Annotated in this window: 27 protein-coding genes and 1 tRNA gene; 19 read left to right on the top strand and 9 right to left on the bottom strand. The window is 40.7% G+C overall.

Going from position 1 to position 24,726, the window contains the following annotated elements:
* Window positions 1-418: 418 nt before the first annotated feature.
* The 4 genes from IBX42_RS03430 (at window position 419) to IBX42_RS03415 (ending at window position 2,689) form a co-directional block, all read left to right on the top strand.
* Window positions 419-494, top strand: a tRNA-Arg gene (locus IBX42_RS03430).
* 76 nt (window positions 495-570) lie between these two features.
* Window positions 571-762: a YwbE family protein gene (locus IBX42_RS03425; RefSeq protein ID WP_294928832.1), complete on the top strand. Its 192-nt coding sequence runs from the start codon at window positions 571-573 to the stop codon at window positions 760-762.
* A 104-nt stretch (window positions 763-866) separates the two neighbouring features.
* Complete coding sequence (locus IBX42_RS03420) at window positions 867-2,441, top strand: flagellar hook-length control protein FliK (protein ID WP_294928830.1); 1,575 nt, start codon at window positions 867-869, stop codon at window positions 2,439-2,441.
* Window positions 2,438-2,689, top strand: coding sequence for an EscU/YscU/HrcU family type III secretion system export apparatus switch protein (locus IBX42_RS03415; RefSeq protein WP_294928828.1), 252 nt, complete (start codon window positions 2,438-2,440; stop codon window positions 2,687-2,689). The genes IBX42_RS03420 and IBX42_RS03415 overlap by 4 nt, the downstream gene beginning before the upstream one ends.
* Here IBX42_RS03415 and IBX42_RS03410 read toward each other — a convergent pair.
* Entirely contained in the window at window positions 2,686-2,916 is a 231-nt protein-coding gene (locus tag IBX42_RS03410) for a hypothetical protein (protein ID WP_294928826.1), read from the bottom strand. The genes IBX42_RS03415 and IBX42_RS03410 overlap by 4 nt on opposite strands.
* 39 nt (window positions 2,917-2,955) lie before the next feature.
* Window positions 2,956-4,179, bottom strand: a complete 1,224-nt coding sequence (locus tag IBX42_RS03405; protein WP_294928822.1) for a DNA recombination protein RmuC — start codon at window positions 4,177-4,179, stop codon at window positions 2,956-2,958.
* A 79-nt stretch (window positions 4,180-4,258) separates the two neighbouring features.
* On the opposite strand from IBX42_RS03405, the gene IBX42_RS03400 reads away from it, so the two are divergent.
* The 4 genes from IBX42_RS03400 to IBX42_RS03385 are packed head-to-tail and all read left to right on the top strand — an operon-like array spanning window position 4,259 to window position 8,184.
* Complete coding sequence (locus IBX42_RS03400) at window positions 4,259-5,512, top strand: EAL domain-containing protein (protein WP_294928819.1); 1,254 nt, start codon at window positions 4,259-4,261, stop codon at window positions 5,510-5,512.
* Window positions 5,513-5,516: 4 nt separating this feature from the next.
* Entirely contained in the window at window positions 5,517-6,887 is a 1,371-nt protein-coding gene (dbpA, locus tag IBX42_RS03395) for an ATP-dependent RNA helicase DbpA (protein ID WP_294928816.1), read from the top strand.
* Window positions 6,875-7,387, top strand: a complete 513-nt coding sequence (locus tag IBX42_RS03390) for a YgjP-like metallopeptidase domain-containing protein (RefSeq protein ID WP_294928813.1) — start codon at window positions 6,875-6,877, stop codon at window positions 7,385-7,387. Before dbpA ends, IBX42_RS03390 begins: the two co-directional genes overlap by 13 nt.
* Window positions 7,388-7,422: 35 nt before the next feature.
* A complete protein-coding gene (locus tag IBX42_RS03385; RefSeq protein WP_294928810.1) occupies window positions 7,423-8,184 on the top strand; it encodes a hypothetical protein in 762 nt (253 codons plus the stop codon).
* A 1-nt stretch (window position 8,185) separates the two neighbouring features.
* On the opposite strand, the gene IBX42_RS03380 is transcribed toward IBX42_RS03385, so the two are convergent.
* The 4 genes from IBX42_RS03380 to gltX form a co-directional block, all read right to left on the bottom strand.
* Window positions 8,186-10,111, bottom strand: coding sequence for a CHASE domain-containing protein (locus tag IBX42_RS03380; protein WP_294928806.1), 1,926 nt, complete (start codon window positions 10,109-10,111; stop codon window positions 8,186-8,188).
* A 58-nt stretch (window positions 10,112-10,169) separates the two neighbouring features.
* Window positions 10,170-12,011, bottom strand: coding sequence for an ATP-binding cassette domain-containing protein (locus IBX42_RS03375; RefSeq protein ID WP_294928803.1), 1,842 nt, complete (start codon window positions 12,009-12,011; stop codon window positions 10,170-10,172).
* 142 nt (window positions 12,012-12,153) lie between these two features.
* Window positions 12,154-12,693: an alpha/beta hydrolase gene (locus IBX42_RS03370; RefSeq protein ID WP_294928801.1), complete on the bottom strand. Its 540-nt coding sequence runs from the start codon at window positions 12,691-12,693 to the stop codon at window positions 12,154-12,156.
* A gap of 3 nt (window positions 12,694-12,696) precedes the next feature.
* A complete protein-coding gene (gene gltX / locus IBX42_RS03365; protein ID WP_294928798.1) occupies window positions 12,697-14,085 on the bottom strand; it encodes a glutamate--tRNA ligase in 1,389 nt (462 codons plus the stop codon).
* An 88-nt stretch (window positions 14,086-14,173) separates the two neighbouring features.
* Here gltX and IBX42_RS03360 point away from each other — a divergent pair, with 88 nt between their 5' ends.
* Genes IBX42_RS03360 through IBX42_RS03350 form a run of 3 tightly spaced genes read left to right on the top strand, consistent with a single transcriptional unit; the run spans window position 14,174 to window position 16,084 of the window.
* Window positions 14,174-15,007: a peptidylprolyl isomerase gene (locus IBX42_RS03360; RefSeq protein WP_294928795.1), complete on the top strand. Its 834-nt coding sequence runs from the start codon at window positions 14,174-14,176 to the stop codon at window positions 15,005-15,007.
* Between the two features lie 3 nt (window positions 15,008-15,010).
* On the top strand, window positions 15,011-15,481 hold the full coding sequence (locus IBX42_RS03355; protein WP_294928792.1) for a deaminase: 471 nt from the start codon (window positions 15,011-15,013) through the stop codon (window positions 15,479-15,481).
* A 60-nt stretch (window positions 15,482-15,541) separates the two neighbouring features.
* Entirely contained in the window at window positions 15,542-16,084 is a 543-nt protein-coding gene (locus tag IBX42_RS03350; protein ID WP_294928789.1) for an iron-sulfur cluster assembly scaffold protein, read from the top strand.
* On the opposite strand, the gene arsC is transcribed toward IBX42_RS03350, so the two are convergent.
* Entirely contained in the window at window positions 16,081-16,434 is a 354-nt protein-coding gene (arsC, locus tag IBX42_RS03345) for an arsenate reductase (glutaredoxin) (RefSeq protein WP_294928786.1), read from the bottom strand. The genes IBX42_RS03350 and arsC overlap by 4 nt on opposite strands.
* Before the next feature lie 68 nt (window positions 16,435-16,502).
* Between arsC and IBX42_RS03340 the strand changes: the two genes are divergently transcribed.
* Complete coding sequence (locus tag IBX42_RS03340) at window positions 16,503-16,958, top strand: hypothetical protein (protein WP_294928783.1); 456 nt, start codon at window positions 16,503-16,505, stop codon at window positions 16,956-16,958.
* Window positions 16,959-16,969: 11 nt separating this feature from the next.
* Here IBX42_RS03340 and IBX42_RS03335 read toward each other — a convergent pair whose 3' ends face one another.
* Both IBX42_RS03335 and IBX42_RS03330 read right to left on the bottom strand, forming a co-directional pair.
* A complete protein-coding gene (locus tag IBX42_RS03335) occupies window positions 16,970-17,407 on the bottom strand; it encodes a DUF4395 domain-containing protein (RefSeq protein ID WP_294928780.1) in 438 nt (145 codons plus the stop codon).
* 11 nt (window positions 17,408-17,418) lie between these two features.
* Complete coding sequence (locus tag IBX42_RS03330; protein WP_294928777.1) at window positions 17,419-17,823, bottom strand: Rrf2 family transcriptional regulator; 405 nt, start codon at window positions 17,821-17,823, stop codon at window positions 17,419-17,421.
* 230 nt (window positions 17,824-18,053) lie between these two features.
* Between IBX42_RS03330 and IBX42_RS03325 the strand changes: the two genes are divergently transcribed.
* The 7 genes from IBX42_RS03325 to IBX42_RS03295 are packed head-to-tail and all read left to right on the top strand — an operon-like array spanning window position 18,054 to window position 24,705.
* The gene (locus IBX42_RS03325) at window positions 18,054-18,500 is read left to right on the top strand and encodes a DUF4395 domain-containing protein (RefSeq protein ID WP_294928774.1); all 447 of its coding nucleotides are present in this window, start codon (window positions 18,054-18,056) and stop codon (window positions 18,498-18,500) included.
* Window positions 18,501-18,545: 45 nt separating this feature from the next.
* The gene (locus tag IBX42_RS03320) at window positions 18,546-18,776 is read left to right on the top strand and encodes a DUF2061 domain-containing protein (RefSeq protein ID WP_294928771.1); all 231 of its coding nucleotides are present in this window, start codon (window positions 18,546-18,548) and stop codon (window positions 18,774-18,776) included.
* Between the two features lie 12 nt (window positions 18,777-18,788).
* The gene (locus tag IBX42_RS03315; RefSeq protein ID WP_294928768.1) at window positions 18,789-19,499 is read left to right on the top strand and encodes a phosphoadenylyl-sulfate reductase; all 711 of its coding nucleotides are present in this window, start codon (window positions 18,789-18,791) and stop codon (window positions 19,497-19,499) included.
* Window positions 19,496-20,407, top strand: coding sequence for a sulfate adenylyltransferase subunit CysD (gene cysD / locus IBX42_RS03310; protein WP_294928765.1), 912 nt, complete (start codon window positions 19,496-19,498; stop codon window positions 20,405-20,407). Before IBX42_RS03315 ends, cysD begins: the two co-directional genes overlap by 4 nt.
* Before the next feature lies 1 nt (window position 20,408).
* Window positions 20,409-21,821: a sulfate adenylyltransferase subunit CysN gene (gene cysN, locus IBX42_RS03305; RefSeq protein WP_294928762.1), complete on the top strand. Its 1,413-nt coding sequence runs from the start codon at window positions 20,409-20,411 to the stop codon at window positions 21,819-21,821.
* A 9-nt stretch (window positions 21,822-21,830) separates the two neighbouring features.
* Window positions 21,831-23,390 (top strand): nitrite/sulfite reductase, encoded by a 1,560-nt coding sequence (locus IBX42_RS03300; protein ID WP_294928759.1) that lies wholly within the window; start codon window positions 21,831-21,833, stop codon window positions 23,388-23,390.
* Window positions 23,383-24,705: an aminotransferase class V-fold PLP-dependent enzyme gene (locus IBX42_RS03295; protein WP_294928756.1), complete on the top strand. Its 1,323-nt coding sequence runs from the start codon at window positions 23,383-23,385 to the stop codon at window positions 24,703-24,705. The genes IBX42_RS03300 and IBX42_RS03295 overlap by 8 nt, the downstream gene beginning before the upstream one ends.
* The last annotated feature ends 21 nt before the right edge of the window (window positions 24,706-24,726 follow it).

Genomic DNA, 24,726 nt, shown 5'->3' with positions numbered 1-24,726 from the left:
TCTCAACGCCCCAGCTCATCCCGCCAAATACCGAGAAGTACTCTATTGAGCGCTCTAAATCCTGTGGCTTGTTTTGAAAACAAAAAGAGCGAAACTGTTCTAGGAGTGAAGGGTATTTTGCCATAAAGAAGCCTTTGGTTGTTTTTTGGAATTATACTTGAATTAGTATCTGACCTTACGCACTTTTGTAAAAAAGTTCGTAAATACCTCTAATTTTCTCGAAAAGTACCCTTTTCGTAGCTTTTAGGTATGCTAACCAATGGCATACTCCATTATAAGGGGGTTGTAGGGATATTTGTCCCTGCCACTAGAACGGACGAGTTCGTTTTAGTGCGTAACATCAGTTATATAGTATAAAAAACGCATCGCATTTACCTATTGAGAGTTTTTAATGCTAAAATTTCACTCTTTCTTATCCCTCCTCATCGCTTAATTGGATAAAGCAGTCCCCTCCTAAGGGATAGCTCGAGGTTCGATTCCTCGTGGGGAGACCAATTTTTCAAAAAAATAACAAGAGATGTTACACTTTAAAAATCGAAATTTCTGAAGATTTAATGCAAGGATAAATAGATGAACCAAATAAAAAGAGCAGATATAAGAAGCGGAATGAGCGTAGCAATAGTCCTCAAAGAGGATCAGGCGAGTGGAAAACTTACCGATGGAATAGTCCGCGATATTTTGACAAAATCGCCTTTACATCCTCATGGGATTAAAGTTCGTCTAATGAGTCGAGAAGTCGGTAGAGTAAAGAAGATATACTAACGAATACAAGAGATTTTTCATATCTTCCGCATAACAAAGAAGTGTTTTATGAGGGAAGAGTATCAAGCTTTTTGTTTTTACTCGATAAATGATATACTTTAGCCATGATCAACACATCGCTAAATAAAGAGCTCAGCATCATTCTTCCAAACACTAACAGAGCGTTAGCGACTCTTCTAAAAGGTGCAACACCAAAAGAGATGGAGACAATCTTAAAAGATAAGGATTTGAAATCCGTTATGAACTCTCTGCTCAAAGAGAGCGGCGTAAGTTCAGACTCCGACAAGACTCTCTTAAATCTCGCAAAGAACAATCCCACGCTAAAAGATTTAGGCAATATTACAAGCACGGTAAAAGAGCTTCTTGGTACGCTGAAGAGTGAAAAAAATTCTCTGCCGATTGAGACAACTCTTAAAAAGTTTCTCCTAGATATCAAAGAGCTTAGCGAGCCTGTTTTAAAACAGAAGCTTGAAAATTCGGGTGTTTTTTTAGAATCCAGACTCAAAAATGTGCAAAACCCTCAAGTAGAGCTCAAAAATATATTGGTATCACTTGAAAAAAATATGCTAAAAAGCGAGATGTCAGGTGCGAAACTGCTTGCTCAAAACATAAAAGAGCTGCTTGCCTCACCGACGCTAAAAGAGGCGACAAACAGCGCCCTTTTACAGACCCCAAAAGATAGTAAGAGCGCCTTAGTGCAGTTGGCAAAAGGGGTAGAGAATATTGTTTCAAAACTCTCAGAGCAGTTAAAGAGTGCAGACATCATAACAACCAAAGGCTTTGAGAAACAGCTCTCAAAAGTAGAGCATTTGGTCTCTCAAAAGATGCTTAGTGCAGACAATTTCAAACCTATTTTGTTGCAAGAAGCTCTGCAGCAGCTAAATGCGCAGATGACGCAAAGCACAAAGCCAGAGGTCAAGGGTCTCTTTGATGCGCTTATAAAGATTGTAGAGTCGCTAAAGGTGGTTACGGCTGAAAATATGACGCCAAAAGCTGCACTCGATACTTTGCTGGAGAAAAAAATACCTCAGGAAATCCGCACCGTGGTTGATGTTTTAAAAGGTGCGGCTGAAAAGGTTGACCCTCTTTTTTCAAAAGAGAGCGCAGCTCTTGTTTCAAAACTGACTCAACTTACAACACCCCAAACATTGGCAACCGAGAATAATATTAAAGAGATTTTGTCACAAGATTTAAAGTCGGTTTTGCTAAAAGCGGGCGAGGAGATAGCAAAATCACCGCATCCAAATCAAACAGAGATTTTAAAGCATGTAGATAAACTGCTGCTGCAGATAGACTACTTTCAACTGCTCTCCCACCTCTCAAACTCATCGTCACTCTATCTTCCCTTCTCATGGGATAGCCTTGAAGAGGGAAATATTAACATTAAAAAAGATAAAAACAGCGTATTTTACTGCGATATTGATCTGAAGCTAAAAGAGTATGGAGAGCTCAAACTTAAACTTGCACTTTATGAGGAGAATCAGATAAATATTCACATCTATTCGGATAATTCTGAGTTTAAAGAGATTGTAAAAGAGAGTATCGCTTCTTTGCGTTCTGCTTTGATTGAATCACAAATTACGCCAAGAGAGATACGTATTTTTGATACCCCAAAAAAAAGCTCACCATACGAGACAGCGCCGCGAGAAATTGACATGGGGTTTGAGGTAAAAATATGAAAAAAGCAGCCGCTCTAAGGTACGACGCAACAAAAGAGAAAGCGCCGCGCGTATTTGCCAAGGGGCAAGGAAAGAGTGCCGAAAATATTATAAAAATAGCCGAACTTCACAATCTCCCCATCAAAAAAGATGAGGATCTCATCGAGCTGCTCTCAAAAGTGGAGCTTGACAAAGAGGTTCCAGAAGCTCTTTATAGAGCTGTTGCAGAGGTATTCAGTTTTATATACAGAGTGAGTAAAAAGAGTTAAAATTCTTTATACTCGGCAACTTGCGTCACATCTACGCCTTTTTCTTTGAGCTTGTTTCCAAGTTCTACAACCCTTTCGTTGTATTTCTCAGTCTCTAAAAATCCTTCATATGCGTCAAGCTTCCCCTCATACACTTTTGCAGCGATATCTTGAATTGACCCAAGGGCTTTTTTGAGCTCCTCATCCAAAAATTCAACAGTATCGCCTAAAATTTCCTCTTCTTTCATATTCTTCTCCTTTTTCATTTTTAAAGTGAATTATAACTTTTAATCTTCAATCTTGCCAGCTATATGTTCGGGCAGATTTTTGCTATTTGCCGCTCCGAGTTTTTGAAGCTTCTGAAACTGGCTTGTTATGCTCCCGCTTCCTGAGTGGAGTTTTGCAAAGGTCTCATCGTAGGTTTTTTGAACGGTAGTTATCTGATTTCCGAGTTTCTCGACACTCTCAATAAACCCAGCAAATTTGTCAAAAAGAAGCCCCGCACGTTTTGCTATCTCTTGTGCATTTCTCTGCTGTCTCTCATATTTCCAGCTGTTCTCTACTGCGCGCAGGGAGACCATAAGCGTCGTAGGACCTACTAAGATAACATTTCTTTTAAAAGCATGGTCAAATAGCGAGCCGTCATACTCCATCGCCATAAGCAGCGCACTCTCAATAGGCACGAACATAAAGATAAAATCGAGTGTTTTTATGCCCTTTAGATTTGTGTAATCCTTCTCGCTCAGCTCTTTGATATGCTTTTTCATGGAAAGCACATGCGCCATAACAAATTGCTCTTTTTGCTCCTCATCCTCAGCCGACGAATAGCGTTCGTAGGCAACCAGAGAGGTTTTGGCATCTATGATTATATCCCTGCTATCAGGAAGATGCACCACGACATCGGGGCGGTAACGGCTGCCGTCGCTCTCATGTGCTAAAGCGACCTCTCTCTCATACTCTTTTCCAAGCCTTAGACCGGAGTGTTCAAGCACGCTCTCTAGGACCATCTCGCCCCAAACTCCCTGTTTTTTGCTCTCGCCTTTGAGTGCTTTTGTGAGGTTTTTGGCATCTTTGCTCATCTGATGGTTTATCTCTTTGATGCTTCTTATCTCGGCTTGAAGCATGGAGCGGTCTTTTGCCTCTTTGATGTAGACATCATCAATCTGCTTTTTAAACTCTCTGAACTGCTCTCTCATGGGGTCTATCATCTTGGAGATATTTTCTTGATTTTGCAAAGAGAATTTTTGTGAGTTGTTTTCTAGAATTTTTTGAGCAAGTTCTTTAAACTCCAGTCTCATCTGCTCTCTGCTTTGCTCTAGCAGTTCAAACTTCTCTCTGTTTTTCTCATTTATGCCATCAATACGCTCCTCTAAGACAGCATTTTTGTTTAGCAGAATCGCCGATTTTTCACTCTCTTTAAGAAGGCTGTTTTTTAAACTGCTAACAATAGCAATCCAGACGCCAAGCGCGCCAAAGAGTACTCCTACTGCTACATAAAGGGCTTCAAACATTATGCATATTCTCCTAATTATTAGGGTATTGTAGCAAAAAGATAATATAATCTACTTTTGTAAAAAGTGAGGATTTTGTATGCAAAACTTATACTTCGCACACCAGCCGATTCTTAGTCGAGAGGCGAAGGTTGATTTTTATGAAGTGCTCTATACTCCGCAAAAATCGCAGGATGCGGAGAGTGGTTTTATATTTGAGAGTTCACTTGTTGATACTTTAGTCAAAATCGGTACCCAGTCGGTTTTAGGAAAGCGCAGAGCATTTATAAAAGTAGATGAAAGCCTGTTGCTTGGCAATAAAATCTATACGCTTCCACATGAGTTCTTTATTTTCTCATTAAGCGCAGATATAGAGCTAAGGGAAGAGGTTATAAAAAAAGTTTGCGATTTGAATGAAAAAGGGTATATTTTAGCGATTGACGACTTTGCGCCTAACGCCGCGTCAATGAGCAAATACTCAAAGATAATAGATGAGGTCTCATTTGTCAAAATAGACTTTAACAGAACCGTTTTAGTGAATGAAGATAGCAAAGAGATGGTTGCCAGAGTAAAAGAAAGGGGTGTGAGCGTTGTTGCGAGAAATGTATCCGACAAGCTTAGATATGAGTTTGCAAAGAGTCTGGGTTGCCTCTTTTTTCAAGGCTACTACTTCTCAAAAGCAAAGATGTTTGAAGAGGATCAGTGCAAGCCCTCAAGACTTAATATTTTAAAACTCTACTCTCTTCTTGCAAACAATGCAGATTTTGAAGTTATTGTGAGTGAGTTCAAAAAAAACAGCTCAATAACTGTTTTGCTCCTAAAGTATATAAATTCAGGCGCATTTCACTTTAAAAACAAGATCTCATCAATTCACCATATTTTGACATTGGTAGGAAGAGAACCTCTCTCAAAGTGGCTGATGATGTTGATTTATTCAATGGCAAATATTCCAAACCCAAAGACATCTCCGCTTATGTTGATGGTAAAAAACCGCACCGTCTTAATGGAGAGAATCCTCAAAGAGGCGGTGCCAGATGCCGGTAAAAGTATGTTAGATCAGGCATATTTTGTGGGAGTACTCTCTTTAATCGATGTTCTTTTTGAAGAGAAAATTGAGAAGATTTTAGATGAGATGAACGTGTATGATGTTGTACGAAATGCGCTGTTAAGCGATAGCGGTATTTTGGGCGAGATATATGCATTAGTTAGAGACATAGAGGAGTTTAACCAAAAAGCTATGATTGAATTTGAAAAGCAACACTCTCTTGAGAGTGGCACAATAGGAAAAATAACAATAGAATCGATGAAAGAGGTTGCGGTTTTTGAAGTCGCACTCTCCTCGATAGATGGGTAGAGAGATGGATAAAAAAGATTTCTCAAACCTTCCTCTTAGCAAAGAGATGCTTCATAACCTTGGTGAGATAGGCTATAAGGAGATGACGCCGATTCAGGAGCAGAGCCTGCCTTATATACTTGAGGGCAGAGACGTAATCGCCCAGGCAAAGACGGGAAGCGGTAAGACTGCCGCTTTTGGTATCGGGCTGCTTCACAAACTTCAAGTCAAAAAGTTTAGAGTCCAGTCTCTGGTGCTCTGTCCGACACGTGAGCTTGCAGATCAGGTGGCACGTGAGCTTAGAATGCTTGCGAGATTCGCTCACAATATAAAGATTCTGACGCTTTGCGGCGGCACTGCTTTTGGTCCACAGCTGGGCTCGCTTCGTCACGGCGCACACATCATCGTTGGAACTCCGGGGCGCATTTTAAAGCATCTCAAAAAAGAGACACTCTCTCTTGAAGATGTTGATATGTTGGTTTTGGATGAAGCGGACAGAATGCTCGATATGGGTTTTAGCGAGGAGATAAACGAGGTTTTAGAGTTTGTTTCAAAATCGAGCCAGACACTTCTCTTCTCTGCTACATATACTGATGAGATTATGGATATCAGCGCATTAATCCAAAATGATGCCATAAATATAAAGACTACCTCTACGGAAGTTGCCAACAAGATTACGGAGCGATTTTACGAGGTGCAAAACTCACAGAAGACAGAGGTGCTTATAAATATTTTGAGTAATTTCAAACCCGATAACGTTATTGTGTTTGCTAACACAAAGGCGGAGGTTCAGGAGATTGCCCAGACTTTGCAGAAAAACAGGATTGACGCGCTGGCTATTCACGGCGATTTGGAGCAGTATGAGAGAAATGACGTATTAGTGCAGTTTGCTAACAAAAGCTGTAGGGTGTTAGTGGCAACAGATGTCGCGGCACGCGGACTTGACATCAAAGAGCTCTCAATGGTTGTGAATTACGACTTGCCCCATAGCGAAGAGATATACACGCACCGCATAGGCAGAACGGCTCGCGCTGGAGAAGAGGGGCTGGCTTTTACCCTTTTTAGTGCTTATGAATCGGACAAGGCGGATGAGTATAGAAAGGAGAGCCGTCTTTTTGAATCTGCCGACACTTTAAAAGCAGTAAACGGCTTTGAGATGAAGCCGCAGAACATAACGCTTGTCATCGAGGGCGGCAAAAAAGATAAAGTACGCGCGGGAGATATTCTCGGTGCGCTTACGGGTGAAGCGGGACTTAGCGGTGTTTCTATAGGAAAGATAGATATCTACGATAGACAGAGTTATGTTGCCATAGAAGCTCTCAAGGTAGATGAAGCACACGAGAAGCTTAAAAATGGAAAAATCAAAGGGAAGAAATTTTCGGTTTGGATTCTTTAAAATATATAAACCACTACCCACAGACGACAAAAAAGCAGGTGTTGGAGCTTATAAAGCAAGAGAAGTTAGAGCAGCACCTTAAAAAAAAGTATCCAAGTGCGCACGCAATTAAAACTGACAAGGCACTTTTTGCCTATGTTAACGAGCTTAAAAATGCCAACATCAAAAATGCGCCGACACTAAGTAAGGTTATTTATGACGCCAAGATAAATGTTATTCACAATGCTCTTGGCACGCACCACTTTGTCTCAAGAGTTCAAGGTGCAAAACTAAAGAGCAAGAATGAGATTCGTATATCTTCCATCTTTAAGAGTGTTCCTTTGGAATTTTTACAGATGATAGTCGTGCATGAGCTTGCACACTTTAAAGCCAAAGAGCATAACAGGGCGTTTTACTCTTTGTGTGAGTACATGCAGCCATCTTACCATCAAGTGGAGTTTGATGTAAGGCTCTATCTTACGCAGGTGGAACTGTTTGGCAAGATAGATGAGTGGAATTAAAAAGATAAAAATTTAAAAACAGAGGTGAGCAACACATGAGAGAAGAGATAGGTTTAGCGATTATTCAGAGTATTATTGATTCGCAAAAAGATTTGATAGTAGTTTTTCAGGAGAGCACTCCGGTTCTTATAAACAAAGCATTTAAAAAGTTTTTTGCAGTTTCATCTTTAGATGATTACAAAGAGGAGTTCGGTCCGTTTGTAAATAATTTTGTTCCGCACCCATCCTATTTCCATGGGGAAAAAGTTGCAAAAGGGAGCAGTTGGGTTGATGCTATTTCAGAGCTTCCTGAGATGGATAGGATTGTCAGCATGATGACAGCCACATATGAGCCTCATGCTTTTTTAGTAAAGGTGCAGAATATAGAGGAGTATGTGATTGCAGTTTTTGAGGATATTACTCAGACGCTCATTAAACGTATTATGATCGAAAATAATGCAAGTATTGACAAGCAAAGCGGCGCTTACGCTAAAAACTACTTTTTGCAGATTGCGCAAAGTTATCAAGATGCAGCTACCTTCAATAAGAAAATAATCAGCGCCATACTTATAAAGAGTGAAGCAAAAGAGGCTTCTGAGCTGCCTGAGCTGGTGAAGCACTTTAAGAGCATTATACGACAGGACGATATGCTGATTCGCTGGGGAGAAGACTCTTTTTTGCTTATTTACCTTGTTGATAACTTGACAAATGCGCAAAAGATGATGGATAAAGTCTATACAAAAGGGTGCTTTTTTACTCTGATAACCCAAAAAGAGAAAGAGAGTATTAAAGAGTTTATAAAGAGAATTGAGATTTAATTCAATTCTCTTTGTTAAAGAAGCAGTATTTGTTTCTTCCGTTCTCTTTTGCCTTATACATCGCCGTATCTGCTTTTTTAAATAGCGTCTGCCGGTCAAGCCCGTCCTTAGGATAGATTGCAATGCCTATTGAGGCTGTTACATGCATTTCACTTCTGTTGAATTCACACGGTGTATCGCTTACTTTAAGAAGTTTTTCGGCTATATGTGAAGCGCCGGAAGGGGGCGTATTTGGCAGCAGAAATATAAACTCATCGCCGCCAACGCGTGAAACTGTGTCTACTTCGCGTAAAACAGCATTAAACCTTTTTGCAAGTTCAACTAGCAGAGCATCGCCGGCATCATGTCCGAGTGTATCATTTACCTCTTTGAAAAGATCAAGATCCAAAAAGAGAATGCTCAACTTCTCGCTGTTACGTTTTGCCATCCTTAAGGCGTAGTTGAGACGCTCCTCAAGCTGATATCTGTTTGGAAGCCCGGTAAGCGAGTCAAAGTTAGCAAGAAAGTGGATACGCTTTTCAGAGCGTTTTCTATCGGTAATATCCTCTTTTATTGCCATATAGTGAGAGATTGTTCCATCGGCTTTAAAAATAGGTGCCGCCTTTACCCCCTCAATGTACTCTATGCCGTTTTTGTTTTTGTTTACAAACTCCCCGTGCCATGTTTTCCCAAGTTTTATAGTCTTCCACATATCGTTATATGCATCGGCACCTGTTTTGCCGGATTGTAAAAAGCTGGGATTTTTTCCGATAGCCTCATCCTTTGTATAGCCTGTAATTTCTGTAAAAGCTCTGTTTATATACTCTATTTTTCCGTCAAGATTTGTAATTATGATGCTGCTTGGACTCTGCTCAACCGCTTGGTAGAGCTTTGTCAGCTCTTGGGCTTGGATTTTGAGCATATATCTGCTTTTAAAGAGCATTAAGATAATAAAAAGCAGCGAAAATTGGATTATTAATCCAGCAGTTGTCATCAAGAGAGGATAGATTACATCTGCAGAGTTGTCAAACTCCTTTGTGCTTGAGAAGCGTATGTGCCATGTTGCATTATTTAGCTCAACGATTTTTTCGGTATTGAATTTTGATCTGTATGAGTTTGGTTTGAATGACCTATAGAGCAGATGTTCTTCGGAGATATCCTCACCGTCATATATTTCAAAGTTTAAAATTGATGATTTTAAAACGATTTTTTCCATAAGGTCGTTCATACGAAAAGGGCTGTAAACAAATCCTATTATAGCTTTGCGTCGCTCTTCAACGCTCTGGATATTTACGCCTTTTTCATATAGCGGCAGATACATTAAAATACCGAGCTGCACATCTTCGTCAATCTCTTGCATAAGAGTGACTTTTCCAGAGATAGAAGCCTCTGCGCTCTCTATTGCTCTTTGCATTGCAGCTCTGCGCACCGGTTCTGAAAACATATCATAACCGATTGCTGCCATGTTTCTTTTGTCCATCGGCTCAAGATATAAGATAGAGCTGTATATCTTACGCTCTCCTGCGGGTTTAATGGAGAATGATTCAAATCCGTTATTTCTCATACTCTCTTCTATTTGCGCTACCTCTGAGGGGTTAATCATCTTTGAAAAACCGATGCCTTGAATGCCTGGGTAGTTCTCCTTAATATCGATAGCTTTTATGAAGTCATGCCACTCTTCGCGTTTTACATGTCCGCTTCCATGGAAAAAGCCTATTCCGCTTTGGAGGACATTTTCATACTTTTGCATACGCTGTTCAATCATATCTATGTTCTCGTGTACAGTGTCTTCAAACCTGTGAGAAGCAAGAGATTGGTAAAAGTTTTGAGCAGTAAACCAGATAGCTACACCAACAAGAACCGAAAAGAGAACTACAAGAAAAACCGTTGCTCTGTTATAGACAAAACCATTCCTTAATGGCATTGAGGAATGATTGCAGTTTGTCAAGCCATTAACCTTTTTGTTTAAAATATATCTTATATGTTTGCATAAATCAAAAAACTTTCTATTGCAATTGCTCAACTTCTGCTATTTTTTTATCATAGTCGTTTGTAATCTCATCAAATTCATTTTGTAAAATCTCTAAGAGTTCAAACATCTTCTCAACCTCTTTTTGCTCCAAAGAGACAAGTTTTGAAAACTCTATGATTTTAAAACTATCTCCTTTGCTTGAAGCATCAAGAAGCTTTTTTTGATGAGAAGCTAAAGTCTCTTCGCTCTTTATGATAGAGGCTTCAAGTTTGTCAATCTTTTTTCTCATCGGCGAGATTAGTTTATTTTTGTCTCTGATTAGGTCGGCTTTTGCTTTTTTGCTGTTTTTAAAGTTTGTTTTGGGCTTTTGTTTGCCCTTCTCTTCATTCTCTTCCTCTTCCCAGCCCATTTTTTCTAAGAACAGGTCATACCCTCCGTCAAAATACTCTGCACCGTTTTTTGTAAATATGATAAGCCTGTCACATGTACGGCGTAACAACTCTTCGGAGTGGGTTACGACGATTACGGAGCCTTTGAAGTTTTGGATTGCTACCGTCAGTGCTTCTATGGAGTCCATGTCTAGGTGGTTTGTAGGCTCATCCAAAAAGAGGAGGTTTACATCACGAGCTAAAATTTGTCCTAGCATGACACGGCTTTTTTCGCCGCCTGAGAGAAGAGAGACTTTTTTATCTGCACTATCTCCGCTAAACATCATAGAACCCGCAATAGAGCGAATATTTTGCGCGGAGAGTTTCGTGTTGGCGGAGTGAATCTCGTCCAAGACGCTACTGTTTGGATGCAGTCTTGCGATATTTGTCTGCCCGAAGTGCGCAAATGCTGTGCTTGTGTGCATATGAACCTCACCGCTAAGCGGCTTTAACTCCCCTGCAATTGTATTTAGGAGGGTTGATTTACCTTTACCGTTTTTTCCGATAATCCCAAGACGCTCGCCCTTCTCAAGCACGAAAGAGATATTTTTAAAAAGAATGTTCTCAAGCGTATATCCGAAACTTAGGTTTTTAACATCAAGAAGAACCTTTGCGGGCGTATCTTTGTAGTTAAAATCAAATTCCAAAGATGAGTCGTAACCTAAATCTTCAAGCAGATCCATCTTCTCAAGCTGTTTTACCTTTGACTGCGCAAGAGCGGCGGTTGAGGCACGAGCCTTGTTTTTGGCAATAAAATTCTCAAGCTCTTTCACTTTTTTATCTTGTGCTATCTTTTGTTTCTCATGCAGCTCATCATTGGCTTGGAGTTGCTCGTAGTATTTGTGCGTATCTCCGGCAATAACCCTTAGATTTCTGCGTACAATCCCCATTGTATGCGTAGTGACGGCGTCCATAAAACCTCTGTCGTGAGTGATTAAAATAACTTCGCCCTCAAAAGCTTTTAGAAAATTTTTCAGCCATCTAAGAGAGAGGATGTCGAGGTAGTTTGTCGGCTCATCCAGAAGCAGCAGATTTGGTTCGGTTACTAGAAGCTTTGCAAGGTTGATACGGATCTGAAAACCGCCGGAGAAGGAGAGAGGGTCTTTTTCTAAATCTTCTTGCGTAAAACCCAAACCAAATAAAATCTTCTCTACTCGGTAGATATCATACTTCATATCCTCTTCAAGCGCTAGAGCAGCCTCTTCTCTAAGAGTGCTTTCGCTAAATTCTAGATACTGCTTAAGCGCGCCTATTTTATACCCTCTTGGGATGATTACTTCCCCTGTGTCTGGAGTGTCTTCACCTAAAATAAGTTTAAAAAGTGTAGATTTTCCGCTTCCGTTGCGTCCGACCAGACCCATTTTGTTGCCCGGGTTGAGCTTAAAGCTGAGGTTGCTAAAAAGCTCCTGTTTGCCAAAACTTTTTGAAATGTTTATAAGTTGTATCATGCTTCTCTTTTTTATTTAATTTATAACGCCAAAGGAAGTAATTCCTTTGGCTACGCTAGCCGCTATGGCACTGAAGCTTGCCTCATTCGAGGCAGAATGTTGTTGTTAGTGTTAATTTATAACGCCATAGGAAGTAATTCCATTAATGTGAGATATTTTTTATCTCTTCTAGCATCCAGCGCCATTCGCCGTAACCGCTGTCTCTATTTATATGCCCCGAATTTTCTAAAACTTTCATCTCTATACCGAGTGTCTTTTGAAGTTCTATAGCTTCATCTTGCGACATGTAAGGGTCGTTCGTCGAGGTAATAAGCATCTGCTTTTTTGCATAAAGTTTTTTAGGAACACTGCATGGAAAAAAGCTCTCAAGCTCCTCTATGTCGCACTCCAAACTTGGAGGAGCAACAAGAAAAAGGTTTTCTATCTCCTCTATTTTGCACTCATTGCAGAGATGAAACCAGAGTGTATTTGCCAGTGAGTGACAAACTACGATATCTGGTTTAAAATCGTCCAGTTCTTTGGTTAACTCAACTAACCACTCATTTTTGTTTGGAAAGTCAACATTGCTAAAGTTTAAAAAACTGACACAACCGTAATCTTTTGCAATCTCAGATGCCAGCCAACTCTGCCAGTGCGGGAAATCGCTCCCGCCCCAGCCGTGAAGGATTAAAACTCTTTTCATTTTTTATGAGTGCTTGGCAATAGCGTTTGCGATACGCAGCATCGTCTCGTCTCTGCCGATTATCGCCATAACGCTATCAAGTCCCGGACCGCTCATTTTGCCCAAAAGTGCCACGCGCAAAGGCTGACCGATTTTTCCAAAGCCTATCCCCATCTCATCAACGACCTCTTGCATAAGATGGTGATAGTCGCTTGGAAGATGAAGCTCTTTTGCGGCAGATACTTTTGCGCCAAAAACATTTAAAATCTCCAGCGCATTGCCCTTTAGCGCTTTTTCTACGGCTGTTTGCTCATAATAAGTCGGAGTACTAATAATCTCATACACAAGGGATGCCATCTCTTTGAGAGTCTTTGCGCGCTCTTTTATGGCATCTAGCAAGATCTCTTTTTTGTCATGGGAGGCAAGCAGCAGACCATACTGCTCAAGAAGCTTTGCAAGATCGCTGTTTGGAGTGTTTTTGATATAGTGGGAGTTTAGCCAGTCAAGTTTTTCGGTGTTGTAGATAGATGCCGACTTGTTGATGTTTTTAGGGTCAAAAAGCTCTCTCATCTCATCCATAGAAAAAATCTCTTGATCCCCATGACTCCATCCAAGACGTACTAAAAAGTTCAAAAGTGCTTCTGGGGTATATCCCATCTCTTTGTACACCATAACGTCTGTCGCGCCGTCACGTTTGGAGAGTTTTTTCCCCTCTGAATTGTGAATCATCGGAACATGGTGAAAATTCGGCATGTCAAATCCGAGTGCTTCATAGATAAGAATCTGTTTCGGCGTGTTTGAGAGATGGTCGTCTCCACGGATAACCTCGGTAACTCCCATAAGATGGTCATCAACCGCCACGACAAAGTTGTATGTCGGCGAGCCGTCGGCTCTTGCAATTACAAAATCATCTAAAATATCTTCGGCTCTAAAAACAATGTCGCCCTTAACGCCGTCACGAACCACAATCTCCCCGTTAAGAGGTGCTTTTATGCGGATTGCAGGCGCAACTCCCTCGGGAGGAATACCTTTAAAATCACGATATTTGCCGTCATACTTTGTGCGTTCTTTGTTTGCGCTCTGCGTCTCTCTAAGCTCTGAGAGCTCATCTTTTGACATGTAGCATCTGTAGGCTTTGCCCTCCTCTAAAAGCTGATTGATATATTTTGCGTATATCTCATCTCTTTGAGATTGGTAGAGTATCTCGCCATCATGCTCCAAGCCAAGCCAATGAAACGCATTTACAATCGCCTCTGCCGCTTCCTGTGAATTTCTTGCTTTATCGGTATCTTCAATGCGAAGAAGAAACTTCCCGTTATGTCTTCTCGCCCAAAGATAGGAAAAAAGAGCCGTTCTTAAACCGCCGATATGTAAATAGCCCGTAGGACTTGGAGCAAAACGAGTAACAACCATAAAAAGCCTTTGGTAAATAGTTATGGAATTTTAGGCTATCATTTGTTAAAAGCGGGTAAAATACCCCTTTTAATTTATAGGATGATATATGTATAAGATATTTTTATCTCTTTTTTTTAGTGTGATGTTAAGCGCAGAGCTGATTAACGGCGTGAGCGTTGTCGTAAAAGGGGAGCCGATTACTCTCTATGACGTGAAAGAGGAGATGCGGATATCAAGAGTTGATGCTGATACCGCGACAAATAATCTTATAAGAAAAAAACTAGAAGAGGCAGAGATTTCTGAGAGAAAAATAAGCGTGAGCAGCTCTGAGGTTTATGACGATATTAAAAAAACCGCCTCCGCAAACAAGATGAGCATAGATGAGCTTTACGAAGCCGTTAGAAACTCAAATGGACTCACATCTTCGGAGTTTAAAGAGAGAACAAAAGAGAAGATTCTCTCGCAAAAACTCTACTCTGCAATTGCTTACTCTTCCATTGACACGCCGAGTGATGATGAGCTAAGGGAGTATTATGAGCTGCACAAAGAGGAGTTTTTACGCCCAAGCGCTTTTGATGTGACGATATACAGCTCAAAAAATAAAAATGCACTTGAAAAAAAGATAACCATTCCTATGTTTTACTCTGATGAGATAAAGGCGGATGAGCAGCTTTTGGAGTATGAGAGAATCTCTCCGGAGCTAGCAAGGCTTCTAGAGAATACTAAGAGCAACACCTTTACTCCGGTCGTCTCCGAGCCAAACGGCTCTTATGTAAGTTTTTACTTAAAAGAGGTAAAGGCTCCAAGCAGTGTAGAGTTCGAGAGTGTTAAAAATCAGATAGCAAACATGATTGCATCTCAAAAAAGAGAGCAGGTGCTGAGTGATTATTTTGCGAGACTTAGAAATAGCGCGGATATAAAAATCATTAGAGAGCTTTAGCAGATGTTGAGTGATGTAAATTTTATAAATATAGCACAGGAGCTTGCAACTGCTTCAAAGTGCGTCTCCAAGCAAGTTGGCGCGGTAATCGTCAAAGATGGAAGAATACTAAGCACGGGCTACAACGGAACTCCTGCCGGGTATGTAAACTGCCGTGATCACTGGGAGGGAGAGTACACCTCTGAGCATCACGAGTGGTCAAAGACTTACGAGATACATGCGGAGATGAACGCCATCATCTGGGCTGCAAGAAAGGGCATCTGCATAGAAGATGCGACTATCTATGTTACGCTTGAACCATGCAGTGAGTGCAGTAAAAACATCATAGCAAGCGGAATCAGCCGTATTGTATATCTAAAATCTTATGAACACAACCACTCTGAAATTATCTCAAAATTTATAAAAGATAATGGAGTGTGCATAGAGAAGATAGGAGTCAAAATGACTCCTTCTTGCCGCAAGGCAAAGCTTTAGTGAGTGAATATAATTTGGACTTTGTTCAAATTATATGAGATTTAATAGTAGGAGTCAAAAATGGCTGAAGATAAAGAGCTGCAGGCAGAGATAGGCAAGCACCTTATGCAACCTGAAAACTACGGGAAGATTGAAGATGCTGATTGCGTAGGTGTTGGGATTGACCATGCAACGAAGAGTTATGTCATTATCTATATTAAAAGAGATGAAGAGTCAATTCTTGACGTAAAGTTCGGCACAAACGGAAATCAAGACACTACTACGCTGGGTTCGATATTTACGGAGATGATAAAGGGCGATAGTATTGAGAGCGCGCTTGAGACGACAGCAAACCTGGAAAAAGATCTTCAAGAGAGCTACGCAGCCATTCCTGCTCCAAAAGTAGACACCAGCAAGCCAGAGGGCGAGCAGGTTGAGCATATATCAACCGAGCATCAAGACAGTGCTAATATGGTGCTTACAGCGTTTCGTGCCGCAATGCGCCATTATGATAGAAAGCTGGGCGGCATAGATGAGGAGCAGTTTGAGATGAGCATAGTTAAAACCTGCCCATACTCGACAAAAGAGTGCAACCTAGTTGCAAAAGATAAGAAAAAATCTTAAGAGTCTAAAAACTCCGCGATCCTCTCTGACGGTCTTCCTATAATCGCTCTCTTGCCCTTTATGATAATCGGGCGCTCTATTAGTTTTGGATGTTTTGCCATCGCTTCTATTAGAGCCTCGTCATCTGTCTCATCTTTTAAATTTAACTCTTTGTATATATCCTCTTTCGTTCTCATTAACTCTCTTGGTGCAATGTCAAGCATCTTTAATATACTCTTAATCTTAGCTTTATCTGGAGACTCTTCTAAGTACTTCACAACCTCGGCATCACATTTTTTCTCTTTTAATATCTCCATCGCCTCGCGTGACTTTGAACATTTTGGATTGTGCCATATTTTTATTTCTTGCATTTTGACCTCTTTTTTGTTGGCATTTTACACTATAATCTAAAAATTAAAAATTTAGTAAGGGATGTTTTATGGTAGATGTAGTGCTTTATATTCACATATTGGGGGCGACTGCTTGGATCGGGGGATCACTTTTGCTGTTTGCACTCGGCATACTGCTAAAGGGGAAAGAGGCTCAGGAGCAGACATACGAATATCTGGGACCTCTTTATGGCTATTTTGAGACTTTTTGGCTTGTCGTGCTGCTTAGTACAGGGACATTTCTCTTTTTCAACTTTAATCTGATCGATGTATTGACGCTTGATATTGACGAATCTAAGCTGGGGTATATGATGAGCAACAAACTATTTTATGTGGGCGCGATAACTCTCTTTACCATTGTTCATATGAGAATAGCTCTAAAGACGCACAAAAATGAGCGTACAATGGTTCAAAAGATCGTATCGCGTGCAAGCTCGATGATGATATTTTTCTTAAATCTTATAGTTCTTTGGTATGCGATGCAGTTAAGACACATCCTCTCTTAAAAGAGAGAGGTTTAAAAAAAAAGTTTTGTCAATTTCTTTAAAAGTTTATACATCTGGCACCCTATGCAGTAGTTAAATGTAAGCTCTAAAAATGCGCAGACCAGAAGCAGGGCAATGACCAAAACCGCAGCCATCGATTCTCCCAGAATAAACATTATAAAAGAGATTAGTACAAATACAACCCCTATTTTAAGAGCAAACTCTTTTGGTCCCGCATCAATCTCAATTTTTTTAAGTCTTAGCATCTTTGCGATTATTTTTGCAATATGAAAAAGAGGGCTTGCTTTTTTATAGTCCAAAGAGCGCACCAAAAAATCATATAGCAGAAGTGTTAAAAGCCAGAGCTGCGGAGATACTATAAATATAACCGCTATTGCAGAGACCAAACCTGCCATCACTCTGATTACGTTTTGGTCGACTTTTTTAAATATTACAGGACAAGATCCCATCCATTTTCCCCTTATATGGTGTAGTTTAAAAATTTGTTTTGATAGCTTGAGAGCTCCATAATGCTAATATCAAAAATATCTTTTATGCTCTCTCTAGACTCTTCAAAAAACATATTCAATAGAGGATGATTGATTTTTGCATCAACAATTTTCAGGTCATCCTCAAGAGCGATTAGAATATCCAAAACTTTTATCTCTTTTGGATCGCGTGCGAGTTTATAGCCGCCCTTTGCGCCCCTTATGCTCTCTACGATTCCTGCACGCCTAAGTTTTCCAAGAAGCTGTTCAAGATAATTTTGTGGAATATCGGCGTTAGCAGCTATCTCTTTTATCTGCATGACGGAGTTGCCTTCATGCTTGCTTAGTTCGCAAATAGCGGCAAGACCGTAACTCCCTTTTGTTGATATTAACGGCATTGTTACTCCATATCTTTTATATCAGCGGAAGTATACACTTTTTTTTAAACAATGTAAAGTAATTTACTCGTATATAAACATAAATTTTTTATTTAGTTTTTATCCCTATATTTAGGGCTATCTCTATAATACATACTAAATTAGTATAGTATAACACAACAAAATCACTTGACATTACTTTTAAAACTGATTATACTTTCGTCAAATAATTAGAAATAGGAGAAAGTAAGATGTCACAGAGTAAACATGAAATAAAAAATCTTTTTTGCAAGAGTCAGGCTCGCATGCATGCCGGACTCTTGGTTATGCTGATGTGTACTTATCTCTTTAGCGCAAATGTAGCTATTTTATATGTTTTGGTTTATGACTTTTTAATGAGAATATATATGGCACCGCACATGAGCCCTATATATTCAATCTCTACTTTTTTAGTCAAGATTACAGGAGCGAATAAGCAATATGCGGATGAGAATGCAAAAGAGTTTGCTTCGCATGTCGGTTTGACACTTCTCTTTGCGGCCCTTGGCGCAGAGCTTTTAAATGAGATAACAGCGGCTTATCTGCTGGTTGGATTTTTGAGCGTGTGGAAAATTGCAGAAGCGACAAATGGTGTCTGCTTTGCATGTAAGTTTTATGAACTGCTAAAGAGCAGAAATATTGAGCTGGAGTCACTATGAGTTATGTGAACGATATAGTTTCTGGCACTAGTGCAGGGAGCAAAGATGCAGGAAAAAGCGTATAGGTCGGTTATTAAAACCATCTCGTGGAGAACAGTTGGGACAATCGATACCATGGTTATATCATATATTATAACCGGTAGCTTGGTTATGGCGGCATCCATTGGTTCCATAGAGGTTGTGACGAAGATGATTTTGTACTACTATCACGAGAGAGCGTGGAACAAGATAAAAATAGGCAGACATAAAGAGACAGCAAATGATTTTCATATATAGAAAGAGGATACTATGAGAGAGAAGATAGAGAAACTAAACGCAGAGTTTAAACATCTGGATGCAAAAAGCTCTTTAGAGCATTTTTTAAAAGTCTATAGAGGCAAAATAGCTCTGTCATCAAGTTTTGGAGCAGAAGATCAGGTTTTGAGTGACATGATTTTAAAGATAGACTCAGATGCCCGGATATTCACGCTCGACACGGGAAGATTGCCGCAACAGACTTATGATGTAATGGATAGAACAAATTTAAAATATAAAACAAAAATAAGGGCCTATTTTCCAGAGAGCAGAGATATAGAAAAGCTCTACTATAAGCAGGGTGCCAACGGATTTTACGACTCCCTAGAGAATAGAAAAGAGTGCTGCTATGTGAGAAAGATAGCACCTCTTAAAAGAGCTTTAAACGGGGTTGAAGTTTGGATTACGGGTCTTAGAGCCGAGCAGAGCCAGACGCGCGAAGAGATGCAGATGTTGGAGTGGGATGAGAGCAACGGCGTAATCAAACTAAATCCGCTTATTTTGTGGAAAGAGAGTGATGTCTGGAGTTACATAAGAGAAAACGGTGTGCCATATAATGCCTTGCATGATGAAGGATACCCAAGTATCGGGTGTGAGCCTTGTACAAGAGCCACAGATGTGGGCGCAGATATACGAAGCGGCAGGTGGTGGTGGGAAAACCCCGAACATAAAGAGTGCGGATTGCACATAAAGGAGACAAATTGATAGATACAAAGAGATTGACGCATTTAAAACAGCTAGAAGCCGAATCGATCCATATACTAAGAGAGGTGGTCGCAGAGTTTGACAACCCCGTGATGATGTACTCAGTCGGTAAAGATTCCGCCGTGATGCTCCATCTTGCACTCAAGGCTTTTTTTCCCGCAAAATTGCCATTTCCGCTTCTGCATGTAGATACCGGGTGGAAGTTTAAAGAGATGATTGAGTTTAGAGACAAAAGAGCAAAAGAGGAGGCATTTGAGCTCCTTGTTTATACCAATCCCGAGGGAGTAGAGAGAGATATCAATCCGTTTGTCCACGGCTCGGCAGTGTACACCGACATAATGAAGACGCAGGGGCTGAAGCAGGCACTAAACAAATATAAGTTTGACGCGGTGTTCGGCGGGGCAAGGAGAGATGAGGAGAAATCCAGAGCAAAAGAGAGAATCTACTCTTTTAGAGATAAAAACCATCGCTGGGATCCGAAAAACCAGAGACCGGAGCTATGGAATATCTATAACGCAAGGGTCCACAAAGGCGAATCCATAAGAGTTTTTCCGCTTAGTAACTGGACGGAGCTCGATATTTGGCAATATATTTACTTAGAGCAGATTCCTATAGTTCCGCTCTATTTTGCTAAAAAAAGACCCATTGTAGAAAAAGATGGGATCAAGATAATGGTTGATGATGAGAGAATGCCTATTGAAGAGGGCGAAGAGTTAAAAGAGGAGATGGTGCGCTTTAGAACTCTTGGCTGTTACCCTCTAACGGGTGCGGTTGAGTCGAGCGCGACAACATTGCCGGAGATTATACAAGAGATGCTTCTGACAAAAACGAGCGAGAGACAAGGTCGTGTTATTGATAATGACTCGGCAGGTTCGATGGAGAAGAAAAAAATGGAGGGGTATTTTTAAGATGTCAATATTAGAGAAAAAAATAGCAACGGATATCGAGAGTTATTTAAAAGAGCATGAGAATAAGCAACTGCTCAGGTTCATTACATGCGGAAGCGTGGATGATGGCAAAAGTACGCTTATCGGGAGGCTTTTGCACGACTCAAAGATGATTTTTGAGGATCAGCTTGCAGCCATAAAAAAAGATAGCAAAAAAAGCGGTACGACAGAGGGCGAGTTTGATTTGTCACTTCTGGTTGACGGTCTGCAGAGTGAGAGGGAGCAGGGGATTACAATCGATGTTGCCTACAGATACTTTACGACAGACAAGAGAAAATTTATCATCGCAGACACACCGGGGCATGAGCAGTACACGAGAAATATGGCAACAGGTGCGAGTACGGCGGATTTGGCAATAATCCTTATCGATGCAAGGCATGGAATTCAGACACAGACAAAGAGACACTCTTTTATAGCAAAACTGCTTGGAATCAAGCATGTAGTAGTTGCTATTAACAAGATGGATCTAGTCGGTTTTAACCAAAGCATTTTTGAAGATATTTCAAGAGATTATCTGGCGTTTGCAAAAGATATAGGGCTTAGCCAAGATATTACGCTTATTCCGTTATCTGCACTAAACGGGGACAATGTGGTAGATACAAGCCAAAAAACTCCATGGTACAAAGGCGAGACGCTTCTGCATTGTCTGGAGAATATAGAGATTGAGAGTGATAGGGATTTGGTTCACTTTAGACTTCCGGTACAGTATGTAAACAGACCTAATTTGGACTTTAGGGGATACTGCGGGACAATCTCTTCGGGTGTTATAAAGGCAGGAGAGAGCATAACCGTTTTACCATCAGGGAAGTGTTCAACGGTCAAAGAGATTGTGACTTATGATGGCAATTTGGAGTATGCCTATGCGCAACAAGCCGTTACGCTGACTCTTGAAGATGAGATAGACATCAGCCGCGGAGATATTATCGTAAAGAGTGATGAACAGCCCGACAGTGCTGATGCCTTTGATGTAAATATAGTATGGATGAGCGAAGAGCCGCTGCTTAAACATAAGCAGTACTTTATAAAAAGAGCTTCATCGCTGGTTTTGGGAAGTATTGAGAGTTTCTACTATAAAACGGATGTAAATACGCAGGAGCATCAGAGTGCAAATCTGCTAAACCTAAATGAGATAGGGCATGCAAAACTCTCTCTTGAGAGCCATTTGGCGTATGACCCCTACATCAAAAACAAGGCTATGGGAAGCTTTATAATCATAGACAGAGTTACAAACAACACGGTCGGAGCGGGGATGATTACTCAAAAATCGCAAACCGATTTAAAAACAAAAGCTCACGAGTATGGAGAGTTTGAGATAGAGCTGAATGCGCTTGTACGGAAACATTTTCCACATTGGCAAAGCAGAGAGATATTTTAGGAAAACAGTATGTCAAGAGAAACAAAAGCACAAAGAGTAGAGCGGATAAAAAGAGAAAAAGACGGTTTGGATGTTTTGGAAGATATTTACCGCTATGCAAAGAGTGGTGAAGATATTGACCCAGAAGATATAGAGAGATTTAAATGGTACGGGCTATATACACAAAACACAAATCTTCAAGATGAAAATGATAATACGCTCTACTTTATGTTAAGGGTTAAGCTAGAGGGCGGCAGGATGGATTTAAATCAGCTTGAGGCGGCTCTAGAGGTCTCAAAAAGATACGCTAGGGGCACGGCGGACTTTACGACAAGACAGGATCTGCAGTTTCACTTTATCAAAGTAGAGAATCTGCCTGCAATTTTTACGCGTTTAGGCGAGGCTGGGCTAACTACTGTTTTTGCGGCGGGAGACGTTGCCAGAAATGTAGTTACATGCCCGGTAAGCGATGTAGACCAAGAGCGCATTTACGATGTAGAAATGATAACAAAAGAGGTTAACGACTACTTTGACGCAAACAGAGAGATATCGAACTTGCCGCGAAAATATAAGGTTGGGATTAGCGGTTGCCCTAAGCATTGTTCGTCTCATGAGATACAGGATCTGAGTTTCAATGCAAAAAAAGACGAAGATGGCAGAGTGCTATTTGATGTAAGCGCGGGCGGAGGCTTGGCGTCAAATAAACGAATAGCTTCTCATATAGGCTATATAGAGCCGTATCAGGTGTTAGCGGTTGCCAAAGCGGTTACGGAGATATACAGAGAGTACGGAAACAGAGAGAACAGAAACAAGGCAAGATTGGGGCATCTGCTGGACTCTCTGGGGGTTGAACAATTTATAGAGATATTGCACTCAAAAGTAGATTTCAGACTTCAACTGGATGATTTGCAAAAATATACTCCTTATGTAAATAGAGAACATTTCGGCATACACAAGAGCATAAATGTGGGCAGAAGCTATATCGGCTGTGCCATAAATGGCGGAAAAATCGGAGTCGAGGGATTGAGTGGGCTTATAAAGATAGCTAAAAAATATGATATTACTGCCATCAGAGCGACAACGGCGCAGAATTTTGTCATTACAGATCTGCCGAGCGAAAATGCCGTCTCTGTTGTAGAAGAGCTTCACGAGATTGGAATAGATGCAAAGCCGTCACCTTTTAAAGCAAAAACGCTCTCTTGCACGGGGATAAATTTTTGTAAATACGCCGTCTCTGAGACAAAGGATCTCTCTGTAAAACTGGTTGAACATCTAGAGAGAAAATTTCCGCATTTTGAAGAGAGACTCTCTTTTAGCGTCAACGGATGTCCAAATTCATGCGCTCATCCGCATATAGTTGATATTGGGCTTTTAGGTTGCAAAGTGAAGAGGGACGGCGAGAGTGTCTCAGGATTTGAGCTTATCTTGGGGGGAAATTTAGAGGGAGATAAGAGTAGTTTTGGGAGAAAAACGGGGATAAAATTTGCGGCAGATGATACATTTATGGTTGTTGAGAGCATAATCGAGAGTTATCAGGGGAGCCACTATAAAAATTTTTATGATTATGCTTACGGAATAATTTATGAGTAAAGATATATTCAGACCGCTTCTCTTAAGCAATGAAAAAAAGCAAAAAGAGGAGATAAAGAAGAATATTATAGGCGTTCATAAAAAATACTATTTTGATTATACGGCTTCGGGGTTGGCATATAAAGCTATAGAGTCTCGTATGGCGGATGTGCTAAGGACTTACGCAAATACGCACTCAAAAGAGGCATCTATGGCTGCAAAAACGGATCTTTTGTACAGAGAAGCGCGCAGACATCTAAAGAGCTCTCTAAAACTTGAGCCGGATTTTGCAATTTTACCTTCTGGTTGCGGGGCAACAGCAGCTATTAAGAGGTTTCAGGAGATTTTAGGGATATATATCCCGCCTGCAACACGCAAAAGATTCAAGATTGAAAGTTGCAGCGAATCACGCCCGTTGGTAATAGTCGGACCCTATGAGCACCACTCAAACGAGGTAAGCTATCGCGAAGCGTTGTGCGACATTGTCCGTATAGGAATTAACGACAAAGGGGTGGTTGATTTAGAAGAGCTTGAGGATGTTTTAAAAAAAAACAGAGATAGAGAAAAAATAGGGGCATTTTGTATAGCTTCAAACGTAACGGGCATTATCACACCTTATGAAAAGATATCTCTGCTCCTTCGCAAATATGGTGCAATAGTCTGCTTTGACGGTGCCGCATCATCTCCATATATGAATGTACCCTCCTCTTTTTATGACGTAATGTTTCTATCTCCGCATAAACTTATAGGAGGACCCGGTTCATGCGGACTTTTGGCTATAAGAAAATCTCTTATCGATGAGAGCATATCTCCATCTTTTGCGGGCGGAGGGACAGTTGAGTATGTTGACCGCACTTCTCATAAGTTTATTGATGAAAAGGAGTCTAGAGAGGATGCGGGGACATCTCCCATCTTGCAGCTGATACGCGCGGCACTTGCTTATCAGCTTCGCAATGAGATTGGGTTTACATGGATAAAAAAGGAGAAAAATAGGCTCCTAAAACATCTAATAGAGGGCTTGTTGAAAATTCCTGGATGTACTATTTATGGGAATATAGATGAGGAGAATATAGGGATAGTCTCTTTTAATATAGAGGGAGTAGACCCATATAGTCTATGCTCAAACATGTCGAGCAAAAATGGTCTGCAGACCCGTGCAGGCTGCTCTTGCGCAGGACCTTACGGGCATGACCTTTTGGGGTTGGAGGATGAACATGCCATAGAGGAGAAACCGGGATGGCTCCGCATAAGTATCCATTTTTCTCAAGAGATAAGCGATATTGATTATCTTCTTGCGGCGCTTAATAAAACCATCTGTGAGATTAAGAGTTATTGAATATTTGCAATAGTACAATCT

This window comes from Sulfurimonas sp., assembly GCF_014859695.1.
Taxonomy (GTDB): Bacteria; Campylobacterota; Campylobacteria; order Campylobacterales; family Sulfurimonadaceae; genus Sulfurimonas.
The sequence above is the reverse complement of the archived record's forward strand: the minus strand, read 5'-3'. Positions and strand labels throughout refer to the sequence as shown.

Excerpts from the sequence above, each read along its gene's own strand:
- IBX42_RS03340 (WP_294928783.1), top strand. The coding sequence starts at position 16,503 with ATGGTAGATGTAGTGCTTTATATTCACATATTGGGGGCGACTGCTTGG.
- IBX42_RS03315 (WP_294928768.1), top strand. The coding sequence starts at position 18,789 with ATGAGAGAGAAGATAGAGAAACTAAACGCAGAGTTTAAACATCTGGAT.
- arsC (WP_294928786.1), bottom strand. The coding sequence starts at position 16,434 with ATGCAAGAAATAAAAATATGGCACAATCCAAAATGTTCAAAGTCACGC.
- IBX42_RS03355 (WP_294928792.1), top strand. The coding sequence starts at position 15,011 with ATGTTGAGTGATGTAAATTTTATAAATATAGCACAGGAGCTTGCAACT.
- IBX42_RS03330 (WP_294928777.1), bottom strand. The coding sequence starts at position 17,823 with ATGCCGTTAATATCAACAAAAGGGAGTTACGGTCTTGCCGCTATTTGC.
- IBX42_RS03415 (WP_294928828.1), top strand. The coding sequence starts at position 2,438 with ATGAAAAAAGCAGCCGCTCTAAGGTACGACGCAACAAAAGAGAAAGCG.
- IBX42_RS03300 (WP_294928759.1), top strand. The coding sequence starts at position 21,831 with ATGTCAAGAGAAACAAAAGCACAAAGAGTAGAGCGGATAAAAAGAGAA.
- IBX42_RS03360 (WP_294928795.1), top strand. The coding sequence starts at position 14,174 with ATGTATAAGATATTTTTATCTCTTTTTTTTAGTGTGATGTTAAGCGCA.
- dbpA (WP_294928816.1), top strand. The coding sequence starts at position 5,517 with ATGGATAAAAAAGATTTCTCAAACCTTCCTCTTAGCAAAGAGATGCTT.
- IBX42_RS03405 (WP_294928822.1), bottom strand. The coding sequence starts at position 4,179 with ATGTTTGAAGCCCTTTATGTAGCAGTAGGAGTACTCTTTGGCGCGCTT.
- cysN (WP_294928762.1), top strand. The coding sequence starts at position 20,409 with ATGTCAATATTAGAGAAAAAAATAGCAACGGATATCGAGAGTTATTTA.
- IBX42_RS03410 (WP_294928826.1), bottom strand. The coding sequence starts at position 2,916 with ATGAAAGAAGAGGAAATTTTAGGCGATACTGTTGAATTTTTGGATGAG.
- IBX42_RS03400 (WP_294928819.1), top strand. The coding sequence starts at position 4,259 with ATGCAAAACTTATACTTCGCACACCAGCCGATTCTTAGTCGAGAGGCG.
- IBX42_RS03325 (WP_294928774.1), top strand. The coding sequence starts at position 18,054 with ATGTCACAGAGTAAACATGAAATAAAAAATCTTTTTTGCAAGAGTCAG.
- IBX42_RS03420 (WP_294928830.1), top strand. The coding sequence starts at position 867 with ATGATCAACACATCGCTAAATAAAGAGCTCAGCATCATTCTTCCAAAC.
- IBX42_RS03320 (WP_294928771.1), top strand. The coding sequence starts at position 18,546 with ATGCAGGAAAAAGCGTATAGGTCGGTTATTAAAACCATCTCGTGGAGA.
- IBX42_RS03370 (WP_294928801.1), bottom strand. The coding sequence starts at position 12,693 with ATGAAAAGAGTTTTAATCCTTCACGGCTGGGGCGGGAGCGATTTCCCG.
- IBX42_RS03375 (WP_294928803.1), bottom strand. The coding sequence starts at position 12,011 with ATGATACAACTTATAAACATTTCAAAAAGTTTTGGCAAACAGGAGCTT.
- IBX42_RS03350 (WP_294928789.1), top strand. The coding sequence starts at position 15,542 with ATGGCTGAAGATAAAGAGCTGCAGGCAGAGATAGGCAAGCACCTTATG.
- IBX42_RS03335 (WP_294928780.1), bottom strand. The coding sequence starts at position 17,407 with ATGGGATCTTGTCCTGTAATATTTAAAAAAGTCGACCAAAACGTAATC.
- IBX42_RS03385 (WP_294928810.1), top strand. The coding sequence starts at position 7,423 with ATGAGAGAAGAGATAGGTTTAGCGATTATTCAGAGTATTATTGATTCG.
- IBX42_RS03425 (WP_294928832.1), top strand. The coding sequence starts at position 571 with ATGAACCAAATAAAAAGAGCAGATATAAGAAGCGGAATGAGCGTAGCA.
- gltX (WP_294928798.1), bottom strand. The coding sequence starts at position 14,085 with ATGGTTGTTACTCGTTTTGCTCCAAGTCCTACGGGCTATTTACATATC.
- IBX42_RS03295 (WP_294928756.1), top strand. The coding sequence starts at position 23,383 with ATGAGTAAAGATATATTCAGACCGCTTCTCTTAAGCAATGAAAAAAAG.